The organism is Streptomyces sp. NPDC026246 (genome assembly GCF_055567995.1).
On sequence record NZ_JBVHPJ010000006.1, the window covers coordinates 329,808 to 347,955 of the forward strand.

At 72.7% G+C, this 18,148-nt stretch carries 19 protein-coding genes; 9 read left to right on the forward strand and 10 right to left on the reverse strand.

Annotation, left to right across the window (positions count from 1 at the left end; all coding sequences use genetic code 11):
- Positions 1 to 132: 132 nt before the first annotated feature.
- From ACZ4M5_RS17910 to ACZ4M5_RS17950, 9 genes are all read right to left on the reverse strand, one after another.
- Positions 133 to 282 carry a hypothetical protein gene (locus ACZ4M5_RS17910; RefSeq protein ID WP_467737801.1) on the reverse strand — a complete coding sequence of 50 codons (150 nt, stop codon included), beginning with the start codon at positions 280 to 282 and terminating at the stop codon, positions 133 to 135.
- Between the two features lie 135 nt (positions 283 to 417).
- The gene (locus tag ACZ4M5_RS17915; protein WP_467737803.1) at positions 418 to 1,575 is read right to left on the reverse strand and encodes an LLM class flavin-dependent oxidoreductase; all 1,158 of its coding nucleotides are present in this window, start codon (positions 1,573 to 1,575) and stop codon (positions 418 to 420) included.
- Positions 1,576 to 1,723: 148 nt separating this feature from the next.
- Complete coding sequence (gene ssuE / locus ACZ4M5_RS17920) at positions 1,724 to 2,281, reverse strand: NADPH-dependent FMN reductase (protein ID WP_467737805.1); 558 nt, start codon at positions 2,279 to 2,281, stop codon at positions 1,724 to 1,726.
- A gap of 81 nt (positions 2,282 to 2,362) precedes the next feature.
- Positions 2,363 to 3,352 carry an ABC transporter substrate-binding protein gene (locus tag ACZ4M5_RS17925; RefSeq protein ID WP_467737807.1) on the reverse strand — a complete coding sequence of 330 codons (990 nt, stop codon included), beginning with the start codon at positions 3,350 to 3,352 and terminating at the stop codon, positions 2,363 to 2,365.
- A 58-nt stretch (positions 3,353 to 3,410) separates the two neighbouring features.
- On the reverse strand, positions 3,411 to 4,175 hold the full coding sequence (locus ACZ4M5_RS17930) for an amino acid ABC transporter ATP-binding protein (protein WP_467737809.1): 765 nt from the start codon (positions 4,173 to 4,175) through the stop codon (positions 3,411 to 3,413).
- Complete coding sequence (locus tag ACZ4M5_RS17935; RefSeq protein ID WP_467737811.1) at positions 4,172 to 5,203, reverse strand: amino acid ABC transporter permease; 1,032 nt, start codon at positions 5,201 to 5,203, stop codon at positions 4,172 to 4,174. Before ACZ4M5_RS17935 ends, ACZ4M5_RS17930 begins: the two co-directional genes overlap by 4 nt.
- 18 nt (positions 5,204 to 5,221) lie before the next feature.
- Positions 5,222 to 6,166, reverse strand: coding sequence for an ABC transporter substrate-binding protein (locus ACZ4M5_RS17940; RefSeq protein WP_467737813.1), 945 nt, complete (start codon positions 6,164 to 6,166; stop codon positions 5,222 to 5,224).
- Positions 6,163 to 6,699: a GNAT family N-acetyltransferase gene (locus ACZ4M5_RS17945; RefSeq protein ID WP_467737815.1), complete on the reverse strand. Its 537-nt coding sequence runs from the start codon at positions 6,697 to 6,699 to the stop codon at positions 6,163 to 6,165. The genes ACZ4M5_RS17940 and ACZ4M5_RS17945 overlap by 4 nt, the downstream gene beginning before the upstream one ends.
- Positions 6,696 to 7,823: an LLM class flavin-dependent oxidoreductase gene (locus tag ACZ4M5_RS17950; RefSeq protein WP_467737817.1), complete on the reverse strand. Its 1,128-nt coding sequence runs from the start codon at positions 7,821 to 7,823 to the stop codon at positions 6,696 to 6,698. Before ACZ4M5_RS17950 ends, ACZ4M5_RS17945 begins: the two co-directional genes overlap by 4 nt.
- A gap of 611 nt (positions 7,824 to 8,434) precedes the next feature.
- Here ACZ4M5_RS17950 and ACZ4M5_RS17955 point away from each other — a divergent pair.
- The 9 genes from ACZ4M5_RS17955 to ykgO all read left to right on the forward strand — a co-directional run bounded on the left by ACZ4M5_RS17955 (position 8,435) and on the right by ykgO (position 15,909).
- Positions 8,435 to 9,442 carry an amino acid ABC transporter permease gene (locus tag ACZ4M5_RS17955; protein WP_467737819.1) on the forward strand — a complete coding sequence of 336 codons (1,008 nt, stop codon included), beginning with the start codon at positions 8,435 to 8,437 and terminating at the stop codon, positions 9,440 to 9,442.
- Positions 9,439 to 11,412 carry an FAD/NAD(P)-binding protein gene (locus ACZ4M5_RS17960; RefSeq protein ID WP_467737821.1) on the forward strand — a complete coding sequence of 658 codons (1,974 nt, stop codon included), beginning with the start codon at positions 9,439 to 9,441 and terminating at the stop codon, positions 11,410 to 11,412. The genes ACZ4M5_RS17955 and ACZ4M5_RS17960 overlap by 4 nt, the downstream gene beginning before the upstream one ends.
- A gap of 243 nt (positions 11,413 to 11,655) precedes the next feature.
- A complete protein-coding gene (locus ACZ4M5_RS17965) occupies positions 11,656 to 12,222 on the forward strand; it encodes a winged helix-turn-helix domain-containing protein (protein WP_467737823.1) in 567 nt (188 codons plus the stop codon).
- Between the two features lie 12 nt (positions 12,223 to 12,234).
- The gene (locus tag ACZ4M5_RS17970) at positions 12,235 to 13,464 is read left to right on the forward strand and encodes an acyl-CoA dehydrogenase family protein (protein ID WP_467737825.1); all 1,230 of its coding nucleotides are present in this window, start codon (positions 12,235 to 12,237) and stop codon (positions 13,462 to 13,464) included.
- 177 nt (positions 13,465 to 13,641) lie between these two features.
- Positions 13,642 to 13,743 carry a putative leader peptide gene (locus ACZ4M5_RS17975; protein WP_467737827.1) on the forward strand — a complete coding sequence of 34 codons (102 nt, stop codon included), beginning with the start codon at positions 13,642 to 13,644 and terminating at the stop codon, positions 13,741 to 13,743.
- A 239-nt stretch (positions 13,744 to 13,982) separates the two neighbouring features.
- Positions 13,983 to 15,089, forward strand: a complete 1,107-nt coding sequence (locus ACZ4M5_RS17980) for an aliphatic sulfonate ABC transporter substrate-binding protein (RefSeq protein ID WP_467737829.1) — start codon at positions 13,983 to 13,985, stop codon at positions 15,087 to 15,089.
- Positions 15,090 to 15,282: 193 nt separating this feature from the next.
- Entirely contained in the window at positions 15,283 to 15,447 is a 165-nt protein-coding gene (rpmG, locus tag ACZ4M5_RS17985; protein WP_383499512.1) for a 50S ribosomal protein L33, read from the forward strand.
- Between the two features lie 53 nt (positions 15,448 to 15,500).
- Positions 15,501 to 15,758 (forward strand): type B 50S ribosomal protein L31, encoded by a 258-nt coding sequence (locus tag ACZ4M5_RS17990; protein ID WP_398107362.1) that lies wholly within the window; start codon positions 15,501 to 15,503, stop codon positions 15,756 to 15,758.
- Between the two features lie 28 nt (positions 15,759 to 15,786).
- On the forward strand, positions 15,787 to 15,909 hold the full coding sequence (gene ykgO / locus ACZ4M5_RS17995; RefSeq protein ID WP_398107363.1) for a type B 50S ribosomal protein L36: 123 nt from the start codon (positions 15,787 to 15,789) through the stop codon (positions 15,907 to 15,909).
- Positions 15,910 to 15,990: 81 nt separating this feature from the next.
- Here ykgO and ACZ4M5_RS18000 read toward each other — a convergent pair whose 3' ends face one another.
- Positions 15,991 to 18,084, reverse strand: a complete 2,094-nt coding sequence (locus tag ACZ4M5_RS18000; protein WP_467737833.1) for a SpoIIE family protein phosphatase — start codon at positions 18,082 to 18,084, stop codon at positions 15,991 to 15,993.
- Between the last annotated feature and the right edge of the window lie 64 nt (positions 18,085 to 18,148).

Here is an 18,148-nt window from a genome sequence, read left to right on the forward strand (position 1 = left end):
CGTGACGTACAGGCACGAGGGGCGTGCCGTACGGGCGTGACGTACAGGCACGAGGGGCCTGGCGGACAGGCACGAAGGCGGCGGCACGCGGCGGCATCGGCACGGCCGGACGGGGTCCTCGGGGCGGAGGGGTCAGGCGGGGACGGAACCGCCGTCGCCCGGGGAACCGGCCGCGCTGCACACCCGCAGGAGATCGATGTGGCGGCGGGACGTCAGCAGGGGGGACTGCCGGAGGGCGAGGAGGGCGGCGTCGGAGCCGCGTGCCCGGCCGGCACGATCCATGATTGCCCTACCTTTTCACTAGGGTTCCCGTCATGGAGTCTCGGACCGTGTGCCCTTCCCGTCAAGAGGGCCGTCCGGCCGGGGTCTTGCCGCCGAGGTCTTGCCGTTTCGCCCCGCGGCACGGCCGCCCGGTCGTCACGCACTCCGGGCCCCGGCGAACGGCACCTGGGCGGCGGGCGTGGCACGCGCCGCGGAAGGGTGCTGCCACAGCCCGAGCGCCTCGAGCCTGGGCAGCACCCCTTCGCCGAACCAGTAGGCCTCCTCCAGGTGGGGATACCCGGACAGGACGAACTCCTCGATTCCCAGGGCCGCGTACTCCCTGATGCGGTCGGCGACCTCTTCGTGGCTGCCGACCAGAGCGGTGCCGGCGCCACCGCGCACCAGACCGATGCCCGCCCACAGGTTGGGGTGGATCTCCAGCCGCTCGCGGCTGCCGCCGCCGTGCAGGGCGAGCATCCGCCGCTGCCCCTCCGACTCGCTGCGGGCCAGCCCCGCCTGGACCGAGGCGACGGTCTGCGGGTCGAAGCCGGCCAGCAGCCGGTCCGCCTCCGCCCAGGCCTGCTCGGCGGTGTCGCGTGTGATGACGTGCAGCCGGATGCCGAAACGGATGCTGCGGCCGTGCGCTGCGGCCAGCGCCCGGATCCAGGCGATCTTCCCGGCGACCTGGGCGGGCGGTTCACCCCAGGTGAGGTACACGTCGACGTGCCGGGCGGCGATCTCGCCGGCGATCGGTGACGAGCCGCCGAAGTACACCCGGGGCACGGGATCGGGCACCCGGGCCAGGCGCGCGTCCTCGACCTGGAGGTGCTCACCGCGCAGGTCGACGGTCCCGCCTGCCCACAACGCGCGTACCACCTCCAGGAATTCGCCGGTACGGCGGTAACGGGCGTCCTTGTCGAGGAAGTCGCCGTAGGCACGCTGTTCGTGACTCTCGCCGCCGGTGACGACGTTGAGCAGCAGCCGGCCGCCGGTGTGCCGCTGAAAGGTGGAGGCCATCTGCGCGGCGAGTGTCGGGGAGACGAAGCCGGGCCGGAAGGCCACGAGGAACTTCAGCCGCTCGGTCTGCCGGCTGACCATGGCGGTGGTCAGCCACGCGTCCTCGCACCAGGCGCCGGTCGGCGTGAGGGCCCCGACGAAGCCGAGGTCCTCGGCGGCGCGGGCGATCTGGCTCAGGTAGGCGACCGTGGGTGGCCGGTCGCGGCCGGTCGCGGTGGCCGGGGTGCCGTGGCCACCGCCCACGACATGGCGGCTGTCGCCGTTGGTGGGCAGGAACCAGTGGAAGGTGAGGGACACGCGGGTCTCCGATCGGGATGTGTGGGGAGCGGCCTGGTGCGTCGGGTCGTCCGTTCGGGCGTGCCACGGCGGCCGGGTGCCGTCCGGCACAGGGCGGCCCATGGGCCTGGACCCGCCGGCGGCTCGGGTCGAGCAGGCCGGGCGGAAGTCACCCGGTGGCCGCCAGCACGGTCGTTCGGCCGCCGAGCGCGGCGGAGAACTGGTCGGTGACCTGGGCCAGGGCCTCGGCCGAGCCGGGCGCGACGGTCAGGGTGCCGTCCTCGGTGGTGGTGATGTCCTTGTCGAGGGTGAACCAGCCCGGGACGATGTGCGTCGCGCCCATGGAGCTGAGGACGGGGCGCAACGCGTAGTCGATGGCCAGGACATGGGCGGTGGAGCCGCCGGTGGCCAGGGGGAGGATGGTCTTGCCGGCCAGGGCGAACTGCGGGAGCAGGTCGAGCAGTGACTTCAGCAGCCCGGAGTAGGCGGCCTTGTAGACGGGGGTGCCGACGACGAGCCCGTCCGCCTGCTCGACCAGGGCCGTGGCCCGGACGATGGCGGGGTGCCGGAAGTCCGCGCCGAGCAGGGCCTCGGCCGGGACGGTGCGGACGTCGAAGGGGATCACCCGGTGTCCCTGCGCGATGAGCCGCTGGTCGAGGTGGCGCAGCAGGCGGGCGGTGCGGGACGTGGCGGAGGGGCTGCCGGAGACGGAGAGGATGGTGGCCATGGTCGGGGGGTCCTTTCGGAAGTACCTGGTGGGCTGCGGCAGTTCGCCGGTGAGGACATGGCGGCCGCCTGGGACGGTCGCCTACGTGCCGGTCCTGGGCAGGCCGGGCGGGTTGATCCGCGAGGTGGTGACGGCCTCGTCGGACAGGCCCCAGCGCTTGAGCACCTTGGCGTAGGTGCCGTTGTCGATGAGATGGTCGATGGCGTCGGCGAGCGGCTCGACGAGGCCGCTGTCCTTCTTGGTGGTGGCGGCGATGAGCCCCTGGAGGCCGGCGCCGGCGCCCGACTGGGTGCCGACGACCTCGGTTTCGCCGGTGGTGGCCGCGTGGTGGGCGGCGGTCGGGTTGGGGCCGAGATAGAGGTCGATGCGGCCGGACCGCAGGGCGAGTCGGGTGTCGCTGTCGTTCTGGTAGTACTTGATGTCCACCGGTTCGCGGCCGGCCTTCTCGTTCTCCCTGCTCCACTCGATCAGGAGTTTCTCCTGGTTCGTGCCGCTGCTGACGGCGACGGTCCGGCCCGCCACATCCGCGGGGCCGGTCACCTTCAGGCCGCTGCCCTTCTTCGCCTCGAAGCCCAGGTTGTCCTCACGGTAGGTGGCGAAGTCGTACTTGTCCTTGCGTTCCTCGGTGACGGTGATGTTGCTGAGTGCGGCGTCGTACTTGGCGCTGTCGAGGCCGACGAAGATGTTCTCCCAGGACACGATGGTGAGGTGCGGCTTCAGGCCGAGGACGTCGGCGACGAGGTGGGCGAGGTCGGGTTCCACGCCGATGACGGTCTTGTTGTCGGTGGCGTAGAAGGTCAGCGGGGCCGCGGAGCCCGAGGACGCCACGAGCTCCAGGGTTCCTCTCTTGCGGATGCGCTCCGGGACCCGGGCGGCGATGGCGTCGACCTCGGCGGTCGTCACGCGCTTCCGGTCCGGACTGGTGTCGATCTTCGTCGTGCCGCCGGAGGTGGCCGCGACCTCGGTCGTTGCGCCCTCGTCGGGATCGGCGCAGCCGGTGAGGACGAGGGCGGCGGCGAGACCGAGTGCGGCGACGGCGGTCGTGCGGCGTGCGGTGCGGACGGTGGCCATGGCGGTGCTCCTTGCGGGCGTGGACGAGGGTCTGTGACGGGACTCGGAGCGGCGCGGCTCACAGGACCTTGGAGAGGAAGGCGCGGGTGCGCGCGTGCTGCGGGGCGTCGAGGACGGCCGAGGGCGGGCCCTGCTCCACGACGACACCGCCGTCCATGAAGACGACGGTGTCGGCGACCTCGCGGGCGAAGCCGATCTCGTGGGTGACGACGATCATGGTGGTGCCGGTGCGGGCCAGGTCCTTGATGACGTCGAGGACCTCGCCGACGAGTTCGGGGTCGAGGGCCGAGGTGGGCTCGTCGAAGAGCAGCACCTTGGGTTCGAGGGCGAGCGCACGGGCGATGGCGACGCGCTGCTGCTGGCCGCCGGAGAGCTGCCTCGGGTAGGCGTCGGCCTTGTCGGCGAGCCCGACCCGGTCGAGCAGCCGCCGGGCCGTCTCCTCCGCCTGGCGGCGGGGCCGGCGCAGCGCGGAGACCGGGGCCTCGACCAGGTTCTCCAGCACGTTCAGGTGGGGGAAGAGGTTGAAGCTCTGGAAGACGAACCCGATGTGGGTGCGCTGCTTCAGGACGTCCTTCTCCTTCAGTTCGTGCAGTCGGTTCCCCGAGCGGCGGTAGCCGATGAGTTCGCCGTCGATGGTGATCCAGCCGCGGCTGACCTTCTCCAGGTGGTTGATGGTGCGCAGCAGGGTGGACTTGCCGGAGCCGGACGGGCCGAGGACGACGGTGACCTCGCCGGCGTGGACCTGCAGGTCGACGCCGCGCAGCACTTCCAGCGGGCCGAAGCTCTTGTGGACGCCGTGCACGTCCACCATGACCTCGCTCATCGGCGTGCTCCCAGGGGTCCGAGGATGGTCGGCGGTACGGCGGGCTGCTCGCGCCGGGCGGCTGCCGCGCGCAGGGTGCGCAACGGGCGCCGGAGCCGCTGGAGCGGGGTGGGGGGCGGGGTGCGGTCGCTGCCGCGGGCGTAGTGGCGTTCGACGTAGTACTGGGCGACCGACAGCAGCGTGGTCAGCAGCACGTACCAGGCGGTGGCGACGAGCAACAGCGGGATGACGCGGCCGTTGCGGCCGTAGACGACCTGGACCTGGTAGAAGAGTTCGCCGATGGACATCACGTAGACCACCGAGGTGCCCTTCAGCAGGCCGATGATCTCGTTGCCGGCGGTGGGCAGGATGGCGCGCATGGCCTGGGGCAGGACGATGCGGCGGATCTGCCGGAGCCGGGGGACGCCGAGTGCGGCGGCGGCCTCCAGCTGGCCGGGGTCGACGGAGATGACGCCGCCGCGGACGACCTCGGCGGCGTAGGCGGCCTGATGGAGTGTCAGCCCGATGACGGCGGCGCCGATGGTGCCGATGAGGCTGTTGCTGTCGACCGACCAGAACACCGGGCCGAAGGGGATCCCGACGCCCAACTCGCGGTACAGGGCGCTCAGGTTGAACCAGAACACCAGCTGCACGATCATCGGGATCGACCGGAAGACCCAGATGTACGTCCAGGCGACGGTCTGCAGCACCGGGTTGCGCGACAGCCGCATGAAGGCCAGGACGGTGCCCAGGAGGAAGCCCAGGACGGTGGCGTAGGCGGTCAGTTGAAGGGTGACCCAGACCGCCTCGACGATCGTCTCGGACAGGACGTAGGCGCGGAAGACGTCCCACTCCCACACGGGGTTGGTGGCCAGCCCGTGCACGCACTGGACGACCAGCACGATCACGGCTGCGGCCGCCACCCAGCGGCCGTAGTGGCGGGCCGGGACGACCTTGAGCGAGGCCGGGCCGTCCGGGACGGCCGGCGGGTCGGGGCGGGTGTCCGCTGTGGCCGTGCCGGGGGGCGCGGCGCCGGTGGTGGATGCCATCGTGGTGTTCCTGCTCGGCTAGGGGTGCTCGGGCGGGTTGATGCGCGAGGTCTCGATCGCGGAGGCGGACGTGCCCCACTTCTTGAGGATCCGTGCGTAGGTGCCGTCCTCGATCAGCTCGTCGACGGCGGCCCGGAAGGCCTTGGTGAGGGGCGAGCCCTTCTTGAAGGCGAAGCCGACGTCGAGGCGGCGGTACTCGCCGAGGAACGTCGTCTGCGAGGCGGCCCGGGACGCCTGGTGGCGCAGGCCGTTGATGGTCGACATGACGACGTCGATGCGGCCCTGCTGGAGCGCGGTGAGCGTCGCGGCGTTCTCCGAGTAGACCTTCACGTCGTACGGCTTCCTGCCCGCTTCGGCGCACACGCCCTTCCGGGCGGTGAGTGTCGTCTCGAAGGTGGTGCCGGCGCCGGTGCCGATGGTCAGCCCGCACAGCTGGGTCAGGTCGGTCACCTTGCGGATCGCGGTGTTGCCCTTCTTCACCGCGAAGCCCTGGCCGTCGTTGATGTACGTCACGAAGTCGATGGTCTTCAGACGCTCGGTGGTGACACCGAAGTTGCCCGTACCGACGTCGTACTTGCCGCTGCCGAGGGCGGGCAGGATCGTCTCGAAGGAGGCGTCCTGGCGGTGCAGCCGCAGTCCGAGGACCTTGGCGACCGCGTCGGCGATGTCGATGTCCTGCCCGGCGGGTGCCTCGTCCGGGCCGTTCGGGTAGTAGGCGCCCGGCGGGAAGCCGACCGAGCTGCCGATCCGCAGGGTGCCCGACCGGCGGACGTCGGGCGGCAGCAGCGCGGCGACGGAGGCCACCTCGCGCACGGCGGCGACCGGATCGCCGGCGGGCGCGGGAGGGGCCTGGGCGCCGGCCGCGGCGGTGTCGCCGGAGCCGCAGGCGGTCAGTCCCAGCAGTGGCAGGAGCGCGAGGGCGGTGGCGCTGCGCAGGCGGCCTCGGGTGCCGGGAAGCTTCACAGGTCCGTGGCCTTTCCGGTGGGCGGGAGGGGTGGCAGGTGTTTCTCGAAGGGCAGCGGGCCGATGGTCTCCGGGTCGGCCGCGGTGTCGAACAGGGCTGTGTAGCCCGTGGCGAGGTACAGGGCGCGGGCCTCGGGCTGGCGGGGCCCGGTGGTCAGGTGGATCCGGCGGTAGCCGCGTGCGGCCGCCTCGTGTTCCAGTTCGCCGAGCACCCGGCGGGCGAGTCCGCGCCGGCGGTGGGCGGAGTGCGTCCAGATCCGTTTCAGCTCGGCCGTGGTGGCGTCGTGACGGCGGAAGGCGCCGCCCGCCACGGGGGCGCCGTGCTCCAGCAGCAGCAGGAGCAGGCCGCCGTGCGGCGGGGTGAACTCCTCGTCGGGGTAGCGGGCGATCTCGGCGTGCGCGTCCTTGCCGTACCGCGTCGTGTACTCGTGACCGAGTTCGCGCAGCAGGGGTCTCACCCGCGGGTCGGAGACGGGGACGTGCACGACGGCCTGCTGCGCCGCCCGGGGCGGCACGGGGGCTGCCGACGTCACGCGCCCACCACCGCCCCGGCCCGGTCCTCGTGCACGGCCCGCTCGGCGTCGCGCCTGGCGACCTCCTCACGGACGAGGGGAATCACGTACCGGCCGAAGTCGATGGCGTCGTCCAGCAGGTCGTAGCCGCGCGCGGAGAGGATGTCGACCCCGAGGTCGTAGTAGTCGAGGAGCGCCCGGGCCACGGTCTCGGGGGTGCCGACCAGGGCGTTGGAGTTGCCGGCGCCGCCGGTCGCCGCGGCGGTCGGGGTCCACAGGGCGCGGTCGTAGCGCTCGCCCTGCTCCGCGATGGCGATCAGCCGCTGGGAGCCGGTGTTCTGGGGGGCGTCGACGCGCCGGCGCCGGGTGAGCCCGGCCGCGCCCCGCTCCCGGATGGCGCCGAGTGTGCGGTGGGCCTTCTCCCAGGCCAGTTCCTCGGTCGGGGCGATGATGGGACGGAACGCCACCTGGATGCGCGGGACGTCGGTGCGTCCCGCCGCTTTCGCTGCGGCCTTCACGTGCTCGATCTGCTCGGCGGTCCTCGCCAGCGGCTCGCCCCACAGGCAGTAGATGTCGGCCTCGGCCCCGCCTGCGGCGAGGGCGGCGGGCGAGGAGCCGCCGAAGGACACGCCCGGGCGCGGCTGTTGGGCGGGGAAGACGTCACTGACGAAGTCGTGGAAGCGGTAGTGCTCGCCCTCGTGGTCGAAGGGCTCGTGCGTGGTCCAGATCTTCTTGACGATGCGGATGTACTCGCGGGTGCGGGCGTAGCGCTCGTCCTTGGTGAGGGTGTCGCCCTCGCGGCCCTGTTCGTGGTCGTTGCCGCCGGTGATGAAGTGCACGGTCAGCCGGCCCTCGCTGATCTGGTCGAGGGTGGCGAAGGTCTTCGCGGCGAACGTCGGGTACGACACGTTGGGCCGGTGTGCGAGCAGGATCTGCAACCGGTCCAGGCGGCTCGCGATGTACGCGGCGGCGGGCGCCGGATCGGGCGAACCGGACCCGTAGGCGAACAGCACGCGGTCCCAACCGTGCTCCTCGTGGGCCCGGGCGAGGCGGAGGGTGTAGTCCTTGTCGAAGGCTGCGCCGGAGCGCGCGGTGGTTTCGGAGCCGTCGTTGGTGGCGGCGATGCCGAGGAACTCCACGGGCATGGGAAGAGGCCTTTCGGGAGTGACCGCACGCGGGCAGCACGAACTGCCGTGCGTGCGGGGGAAGATGACCGGCCGGCCGAGGGGCCGGAGCGTACGCGAGTGACGACGCCGCGCGTCAGGAGGAACGGGTGCGGCAGCGCGTGCGAAGGGGAAGACCGGCTCGCGACGGGATCACCGAAGAGACGGGGTCACCGAAGGAGGGAAGGGCCGGTCGGACGGCCCGCTGCCGAGTCAGGCGCAACACGCCGCGGACCACACTCGACCGAAGTCGATGTGGTCGCGCGAGACCAAGCGCTGCTGGGCGTTCATGCGCCTAATTGAGCAGGACATCGAGCGTCCCGTCAAGGAGCGACCGGATGCCGGACCCCTCGTCCGTGCCTGCCGTCGGGCCTTGTTGACACATCCGTGCCGTGGACCCATACGATCGAGGACGGACGGCTCCGCCTCGCGTGAGCCCGCTTCCGCAGCCGCGTTGAGGGACGCGGCGACCGTGACGACGCACGCTTCCCGGCCCCACTCGGTCTTCGCGCCCGGCGCCCGTGCGCCGCGCGCGGCCACGAGTGCCCCGGGCGGTCGCCCTCGCCTGATTCCCTCTCCCGGAGAGCCTCCCCATGGTCACGTCGTCCGACGTCACGTCCGTCCCCGTCACGAAACGTCCGGTCCGCGCGGAGGAGGCCGGTTCCGGCCCGCCGCGGATCGTGCCGCGCCGGCGCCCCGGCCGCTGGGCGGCGGCTGTCGCCGCGCTGGCCGTGTGCGCGATGGTGCTCGACTCCGTCGTCCGCAACCCGGCTTTCCAATGGGGCGTCGTGGGGCGGTACTTCAACACGCCCGCCGTGCTCGACGGGCTGCTGCTGACCCTGTGGCTGACCGCGGCCGTGATGGTGCTGGGGTTCGCGCTCGGCACCGTCCTGGCGGTGATGCGGCTGTCCGGCAATCCGGTGCTGCGCACCCTGAGCTGGAGCTACGTGTGGATCTTCCGCTCCACTCCCCTGCTGGTCCAGCTGCTGTTCTGGTTCAACATCGGCGCCCTGTACCCGACGCTCGGCCTCGGCGTCCCCTACGGCCCGGAGTTCGTCACCGTCAGGACCGTCGACCTGCTCGGCCCGACCCTCACCGCGGTCGTCGGCCTGACCCTCCACGAGAGCGCCTACGCCGCCGAGGTGGTGCGCGGCGGCATCCTCTCCGTCGACCCCGGCCAGACCGAGGCCGCGCAGGCCCTCGGTCTCGGCAGGCGCCGCACACTGGGGCGCGTCGTCGTCCCCCAGGCCATGCGCTCCATCGTCCCGACGGCCGGGAACATGCTGATCGGCACGCTGAAAGGCACCAGCATCGTCAGCGTGCTGGCGGTGCACGACCTGCTGTACTCGACGCAGCTGATCTACCACCAGACGTACCAGGTCATCCCGCTGCTGCTGGTCGCCACCCTCTGGTACGTCGCGGTCACCAGCGTGCTCGGGGCCGGCCAGTACTACGTCGAACGGCACTACGCGCGCGGCGACTCCCGCGCCCTGCCGCCGACTCCGCTGCAACGGCTGCGGGCGCGCGTGGCGTCCGCCCGCGTCCGGCTGGGAACGGCGACGGCCTCCGACGCCCGACCGGCGATCGGCGGTCACCGGTGAGCGGCGCCGGCGGCACCGACTCGCCGGCCGTCCTGGTCGTCGTGGGCGCGGGCCCGCGCGCCACCGGGCTGCTCGAGCGCATCGCGGCGAACGCCGACGAACTGTGGTCAGGGGAACGCGAGTTGCACATCCACCTGGTGGACCCGTATCCGCCCGGGCCGGGGCGGGTCTGGCGGCACGACCAGTCCCCGCTGCTGCGGATGAACTCCATGGCGGAGGACGTCACCATGTTCACCGACGAGTCCTCCACGATCGAGGGCCCGGTGCGGCCCGGACCCTCACTGGCCGAGTGGGCCGCCGGGTTCTCGGGCCGGGGCCCCCGTCACGCACCGCACTCCGCCCCCGCCGACCCCGGGGTCCTGGCCGAGCTGCGTTCCCTGAGCGGCACCGACTTCCCGACGCGCCGTGCTCAAAGCGCCTACCTGGACTGGGTGTTCCGCCGGGCGGTGGCCGAACTGCCCACCTCGGTCACCGTCGAGGTGCACCGCACCACCGCGACCTCCGTCACCGGCCCCCCGGACGGCCTGCAGTGCGTGCACCTCGCCGGGCGGCCCACCCCGCTCACGGCCGACCTGGTGGTCCTCACCCAGGGGCACCTCGGGGCCGCCCCGCCGGCCGAACACCGCACGCTCGCCGCGTTCGCCCGCCGCCACGGGCGCTTCCACCTGCCTCCGGAGTTCTCCGCCGACGCGGACCTCTCCGGACTGCGCCCCGGCGAACACGTCGTGGTGCGGGGCCTCGGACTGGCCTTCATCGATCTGCTGGTGCTGCTCACCGAGGGGCGCGGCGGTACGTACCGCACCGGCGGCGACGGCACGCTCACCTACGTTCCGTCGGGCCGTGAGCCCGTCCTGCACGTCGGGTCGCGGCGCGGCGTGCCGTACCACTCCAAGACCCGCTACCGGCTCCGCGGCCCGCGCCCCGCCCTGCCCCGGTACTTCGGCCCCGAGGCGGTGGACCTGCTGCTCGCCCGGCCCGGACCGCTGGACCTGCGCCGTGACGTGTGGCCGCTGATGGCCAAGGAGATCGGGTTCGGCCACTACCACGAGCTGTTCCACGCCCACCCCGGCCGCACCGCCCTCCCCTGGCGCGAGTTCGCCGCCGCCTACGACGGCCTCGACTGGTACGCCGAGGGGATGACCGCCCTCGTCGCCGCGGCCGTGCCCGACCCGGCGGACCGACTGGACTTCGAGGCTCTAGACCGCCCCCTGGACGGCCGTACGTTCCCCACGCCCGAGGCCTTCCAGGACTTCCTGCGCGACCACATCGCCCAGGACGTGGCACGGCGGGAGGACGGGGAGTTCAGCGCCGACCTCGGGGCGTTCCTCGCCCTGCTGTCGGTGTACGGCGGGCTTCCGCGTCTGGTCGCCTCGGGGCGGCTCACGGCCCGTTCGGTCGCGGACCACCTCGACGGCTGGTGGCACGGGTTCTTCAGCTTCCTCGCCTCCGGTCCGCCCGGGGACCGGCTGCGGCAACTGCACGCGCTGTCCCGGGCGGGTGTCGTCCGGTTCGTGGGGGCCGGCATGCGCGTCGGCACCGACGAGGTCACGGGCACGTTCACCGCCACCAGCCCCACCGTCCCCGGCCGGGCCGTCCGCGCGACGGCGCTGATCGAGGCGTACCTGCCCGCCCCTTCGCTGGCCCGCACCGAGGACCCCCTGCTGCGCGACCTGTACCGCCGGGGTTCCCTCAGCGAAGAGGTCGTCGCGGACGCCACCCGCACCCACCGTTCCGGCCTGCTGAGCGTCTCCCCCGGCGACGCCCATGTCCTCGACCCGGCCCTGGGCGGACCGCACCCGCGCCGGCTCGCGCTCGGCGCCCCCACGAACAGCCGGGCCGTCGCCGCCTTCGCCCGGCCCCGTACCGACGCTCCCGCCTTCCGCCAGAACGACTCGGTGGCCCGTCGGCTGCTGCGCACCCTGAGCGGTTCACCTCTGAGGCATTCCCCACGTTTCCTATCGAGTTACTAGGAAACCCTTGACGGTGTCCGTGGAGGATGCACAGGATGTTGCCCATGTCCCGTACACAGCAGCGACTCGTTCGCCGTCGGCATGTCGACTTCGGTCACGTCGTCAGCGCCGCCTGCTGTTGCGCCTGAAGGCACCCGGCTCACCCGCCGTACGTGCCACTCGGCTCAGTTCACCTCCATCTCCCGCGGCCGGACGCGCCCGTACACGGAGCCCGGCGGCCCGCGCACACCGAGGGACATCCCCATGACCACGGCACTCCCCACCCGGACCACCCCTCCGGCAGCCCAGCCCGTCGAGACCCGCCGCCTCCACCTGGTCGGTGACGCAGGGCTCGACGGCGCCACCGCACCCACCGCCCCGCGCCTCGTCAGCTACCTCCTCCTGGTCCCGGAGGGCACGGACCTCGGCGACCTGTTCGCCGAGGACGGCCCGCGGCCCGAGATCCGGCCCGTGGAGGCGACGGCCCCGGCCGCCGCCCCGCGCATCGGCGACGGCGCCGTCCAGGTCGACCCGGCCCGCCGGGTCGCCGAGGTGGACGGCCGTCAACTCGACCTCACCTACCTGGAGTTCGCACTGCTGGCACACCTCGTCCGGCACCCGCACCAGGTGCACACACGCGAGCGCCTGGTCGCCGCCGTCTGGGGCTACGCCCACGTCGGCGACGGACGGACCGTGGACGTCCACATCGCGCGGCTGCGCCGCAAGCTCGGCGCGGCCCACCGGCACACCATCGCCACGGTGCGGCGCGTGGGCTACAAGTACGTGCCCGACCAGCACAGCCCCGGCGCCACACCCCGCCACCGACCTTGAGGAGAGCCCGCCATGGGCCTTGCCATCGCACCGGCCGACCCCGCCCCGACAGCCGAGCGGACCGGGCCCGGCCGTGCACACTGGCTGCGCGTGGCCCGCGAGGTGGCGGACGACCTGGCCACGGACGCCGTGGCCAGGGAGCAGGCGGGCAAAGTCCCGTTCGCAGAGGTGGCCGGGCTCCGCGAGGCCGGGCTGCTGACCCTCCTCGCGCCGGTGGAGTCCGGGGGCGGCGGCGCGGACTGGGCGACCGCCTGCGCCGTCCTGCGGGAGATCGCCGCCGCCGACGGAGCGATCGGCCGACTGCTCGGCTGTCACTACTTCCTGTCCTGGAGCACCCGCTTCTTCTCCCCGCCCGATCTCGCCGCACGCGTCCAGCTGCGGGCGGCCGCCGAGCAGTGGTGCTGGGGCGGCGGCCTGGCCCGCCAGGAGGCCCCGGCGCTCCTCACCGGCAAGCCCGGCCGCCACGTACTCGACGGCCGGCAGAGCTACGCCACCGGCGTCCTGGTCGCCGACCGCCTCGCGGTCCGGGCCGTCCGCGCCGGCTCGGACGAGCCCGTGGCCGTCCTGGTCGACCCCGCGGCCCCCGGTGTGCAGGTGGACGGCGACACCGGCGGCTTCGGCCAGCGGCTCGCGGCCGGCGGGAGCGTGGAGTTCGACGCCGTGACGGTCACCGGCGATGACGTGCTCGGCCCGCTGTCCCCGGACGAGGAGTCCCTGTCCCCCTCGGCCGCCCTCGCCTCGCCGGTCGGGCGCCTCGTCTCGGTCGAGCTCCTGCTCGGGATGACGGAGGGCGTCCTGGCGGAGGTGCGCGAGTACAGCAGGACGGGCCGCGCGCCGTGGCCCGCCACCTCCCAGGTCCCCGCACCCACCGATCCCCATGCGCTCAGCGCGTACGGGGAACTGACCGTCCTCACCCGCTCCGCGGCCGCACTAGCCGGCCAGGCGCTGGACGCCGTGCGGGAGGGGCTCGCGGCCGGGGACGACCTCGGTTTCGAGCAGTGTGCGGAGATCTCCGTCCTCGTCGCCATGGCCGAAGCCGCCGCCTCCCGGGCGGCGCACGAGTCCACCGCTCGCGCCCTCGACGTGCTCGGCCCCAGGGCCGCCTCCGCGCGACTGGGGCTGGACCGCTTCTGGCGCAACGTCCGCACGCACACCCTGCACGAGCCGGTCGCCCACCGCTTCCGCGAGGTCGGGGACTACTGCCTCAACGGCGCCCACCCTGCCTTCGTCCTGCCGGTGTGACCCGCCCGCAGGGCGAAGACCGGCAGCAGACCAGGGCAATTGACGCACTTCGCCTCCACATCTCGCGATTCGAGAGGTAACTGCCCGCCATACGGACACCCCCTTGGGGCGGACGCCGTCTTCTGCCACGATCCCTAGCAGCCAGGTAGGAAAACTAGGGAATTGCGAGGTGCGGCCGTGCGCGTGCTCCACTCCACCGCCCTCGCGCTGCTCTTCCTGACCTCGCGCCGCCACATCGACCTGGCGCGCACGTCGAGCGCCATGTGTCGTCCGGCCTGACACTTCGCCGTCCCCGGCACGTCCCGGCCGCCGGCTTCCGCGCACCCCGCCGACCGTCCAGGGCGGCCGGGGCCACCTGCACCGGAGCGACCACCCCCTCCCCCACGCCGTGTTCAGCGGCTCACGTACGGCTGTCCCGTGCCGTTGAGCCGGCGAGCGCTTCTCGACGCACACGGCCCCGGTCACCCCACGCCGTCGCCCACCCTTCCCGATCCCTCATTCTCCGAGAGGACACCTCCGTGTCTGCCGCAAGACCGTTCACCAGCCTGCGCACCCTCGCCGCCCTGGCGGCGCTTCCCCTTCTGCTGACCGCCTGCGGCTACGGCTCCGAGTCCACGGACGACGGCGGGAAGAGCGAGGTCGCGGCCGGCGCCGAGAAGCTCTCCGTCGACCAGGTGAAGATCGGCTACTTCCCCAACCTCACGCACGCCACGGCGCTCGTGGGCGTCCAGGAGGGACTGATCCAGAAGGAGCTCGGCGGCACCACCATCAAGGCGTCCACCTTCAACGCCGGGCCGTCCGAGATCGAGGCGCTGAACGCCGGTGCCATAGACATCGGCTGGATCGGCCCCTCCCCCGCGATCAACGGCTACACCAAGTCGGGCGGCAAGAACCTGCGCATCATCGGCGGTTCGGCCTCCGGGGGCGTGAAGCTGGTCGTCAACCCCAAGAAGATCAAGTCCCTGAAGGACGTCAAGGGCAAGAAGATCGCCACACCGCAGCTGGGCAACACCCAGGACGTCGCGTTCCTCAACTGGATCGCGGAGCAGGGGTGGAAGGTCGACGCCGAGAGCGGAGCGGGTGACGTCTCCGTCGTCCGCACCGACAACAAGATCACGCCGGACGCCTACAAGTCCGGTTCCATCGACGGCGCGTGGGTGCCGGAGCCGACCGCGTCCAAGCTGGTCGCCGACGGCGGCAAGGTCCTCCTCGACGAGTCGACGCTGTGGCCGGACAAGAAGTTCGTGATCACGAACATCATCGTGTCGCAGAAGTTCCTGCGGGATCACCCGGACGTCGTCGAAGCGGTGCTGCGCGGCTCGGTGCGGACCAACGAGTGGATCAACGCCAACCCCGGCAAGGCGAAGGAGTCCGCCAACGAGGCCCTGAAGGAGCTGTCGGGCAAGGCGCTGCCCGCCGACGTCCTCGACCCGGCGTGGAAGTCGGTCACCTTCCTCGACGACCCGCTGGCCTCCACGCTCAACACGGAGGCGCAGCACGCGGTCACGGCGGGCCTGCTGGAGAAGCCGGACCTGAAGGGCATCTACGACCTGAGGCTCCTCAACAAGGTGCTCAAGGCGGACGGCAAGCCCGCGGTCGACGACGCCGGCCTCGGCGCGAAGTAGCCCCGTCCGGCACGAGCGGCCGGAGTTCCCCGCCCCTAGGCGCCGGGGACTCCGGCCGCGTCCTGTGCCCGGCGGGCCCTTCGCCGGTCTCGTCCCGCTGCCGGGAATGCGGAGCCGGTGCCTGCGGTTGACTCCCATGTCTGACATGGCTGAGTCAATCCCAGGCTCGTGTGTCGGGCGGAAAGGAGTCCTCATGGCACGCAGCAGCGCGCGGCCCGTCGTGAAGCTGAAGTCGACGGCCGGCACCGGCGTCACCTACGTGACCCGTAAGAACCGCCTCAACGACCCCGACCGGCTGGTCCTGCGCAAGTACGACCCGGTCGCCGGGGCCCACGTCCCGTTCCGCGAGGAGCGCTGACCGCCTGCCTCCCGCCGCCCGGCGGCGGGAGGCCCCCCGACGAAAGGACCGCCATGAGGACCGCCATCCACCCCGTCTCCCGTCCCGTCGTCTTCCGTGACCGGGCAGCCGGCTTCGCCCTGCTGACCCGCTCCACCCTCGACTCCCAGCGCACGGTCGAGTGGGAGGACGGCATCACTTATCCGGTGGTCGACGTCGAGATCTCCTCGGCGAGCCACCCCTTCTACACCGGCACCTCGCGCGTCGTGGACACCGCGGGACGTGTGGAGCGCTTCGAGCGGCGCTACGGCCGCGACGGCGCCCGCCGCTGACCGGACGCCCGACCCGGAAGGAGACGACATGAAGGTACGCAAGTCGCTGCGCGCGCTCAAGGCCAGGCCCGGCGCCCAGGTGGTGCGTCGCAAGGGCGTGACGTACGTGATCAACAAGAAGGATCCGCGCTTCAAGGCCCGCCAGGGCTGACGGACCCTCCACCGCACACAGTGGCCGGCCCGGCCCCCGCACAGGGGGCCGGGCCGTTTCGCACGGCGGACGCCGGCCCGTTCAGGCGCCGCCGGCGGAAGCGTCCAGCGGCTGCGCCCGGGCGATGAGCAGGGCCACGTCGTCGTGGTCGGCGGGCTTGCGCAGCCGCTCGAGGAGCCGGTCGGAGGTCTCCTCCGCGGAGCCGTACGGCGGGGACAGCAGGCGGAGGAGGTCGCCCAGCCGCCGGTCGATGGGGTCGTCGCGTGTCTCCACCAGCCCGTCGGTGTACAGGACGAGCTGGTCGCCGGGCCCCATGGCGAAGGTGGTGGTCTCGAACGGGACACCGCCCACCCCCAGCGGGGTGCCCGTGGGCAGGTCGAGCAGTTCGGGCGGCGCGCCGTCCCGTACCAGGACCGGCGGCAGATGGCCTGCGCCGGCCACCTGCAGCCGGCGCAGGTGCGGGTCGTACACCGCGTACACGCAGGTCGCGATGAAGGGGTCGAGGCCCTGGGTGATCCGGTCGAGATGGCCGAGGATGCGGGAGGGGTCGAGGTCGAGAGCGGCGAGGGTGGAGGTGGCGGTCCGCAGCCGGCCCATGGTCGTGGCGGCCGGGATGCCGCTGCCCATGACGTCGCCCACCGCGAGGGCGGTCCGGTCCCCGCTGAGCGGGATGACGTCGTACCAGTCGCCGCCGACCTCGCTGAAGGCCTGGGCGGGGCGGTAGCGGGCGGCGATCTCCAGGCCGGGGCGGCGGGGCGAGGGCTGCGGCAGCAGGCTGCGCTGGAGGGTCTCGGCGGCGCTGCGGATGTGCTGGTGCAGCACGGCGTTGTCGATGCTCAGTGCGGCGGACGAGGCGAGTTCGCAGGCGAGGGTGAGGTCGTTCTCGTCGAAGGGCACCGGGTTGCGCGCGCGGGCCAGGCCCATCACGCCGATGATCTGGCCGCGGGCGATGAGCGGGACTGCCATGTCGGTGTGGACCCCGGCCTGCGCGAGCAGGTCGGCCGCGGCGTCGTCGGCGGCGACCCGGCCGAGCTCGCCGCTGTCCAGGTGCTTGATCAGCAACGGCTGGCGGGTGCGCAGGCAGTGGGCCGCCGGGTGGTCGGCGTGGTAGGTGGTGAGCTGGCCCGGCGCGATGATCGCCTCGGAGGCGTCGGTCGGGTAGGCGGTCTTCACGGCGAGGGCGCGGAACAGCGGCGGCTTCTCACCGACGTCCGGGCGGCCGGTCCGCAGCACGGAGTCCAGCACGTCCACCGCGATCATGTCGGCGAGGTCGGGCACCAGCACGTCCGCCAGCTCCTGCGCGGTGCGCTCCACCTCCAAGGTGGTACCGATGCGCGACGAGGCGTCGGCCATCATCCGCAGGCGCTGCTGGGCCCGCTCGGCCTCCCTGGCCGTCTCGTACCGGTCGGTCACGTCGATGACGACGTTGGCGATGCCCAGGACGTTGCCGCCGTTGTCCTGGAGGCGGTAGATCGACACGGCCCAGGCGTGGTCCTGGTCGGGGTCGGCCCGGGTACGGCCCACCACCTGCCGGTCCACCACGGGCCGACCGGTCTCCAGCACCTCCAGCATCTGGTTCTCGGCGACCTCGAAGGGCGCGCCCGGAAGGATCTCCCGGAAGCTGCGCCCGACGTGCCCCGCCTCGGAGACGCCGTGCATCGACGCCAGGGCCGGGTTGACGGCCAGGTACCGCAGTTCGGTGTCCAGGACGGACAGCCCGACCGGCGCCTGGGTGACCAGCAGGCTGGAGAGGGCCACCTTGCGCTCCACCTGCCGCAGCAGGGCGCGGTCGGTGGCCAGCCCCAGGGCGTAGTGGTCGCCGACGTTGTCCGTCAGCCGCATGTTGCGGAACTCCACCACGAGGCTGCTGCCGTCCTTGTGCCGGGCGGGGAAGGATCCCGCCCAGCCCCGGCCGGTCACCATCACCTCGGCGAACAGCCGGACGGCCGCCTCCCGGTGCTCGGGGCTCAGCAGCAGCTGGGCCGCGTACTGTCCGACCGCTTCCTCACGGGTGTAGCCGAACAGTTCCTCGGCCTGCGGGCTCCACATGTCGATCCGGCCGTCGGCCTCGGCGAGCACCGCGGCGACGCCCAGCAGGTCCAGCAGCCCGCTCGGGCCGGACGCGGCCCCGTCGGGATGCTCCGAAGGCTCCGCGTGCTGATCCGCTCGGCTCATCGCATTCGCCCCTTCCGCCTGTCGGCCTCGCCGCGTCTCAGTGGACGGATCCACCGCTTCCCCG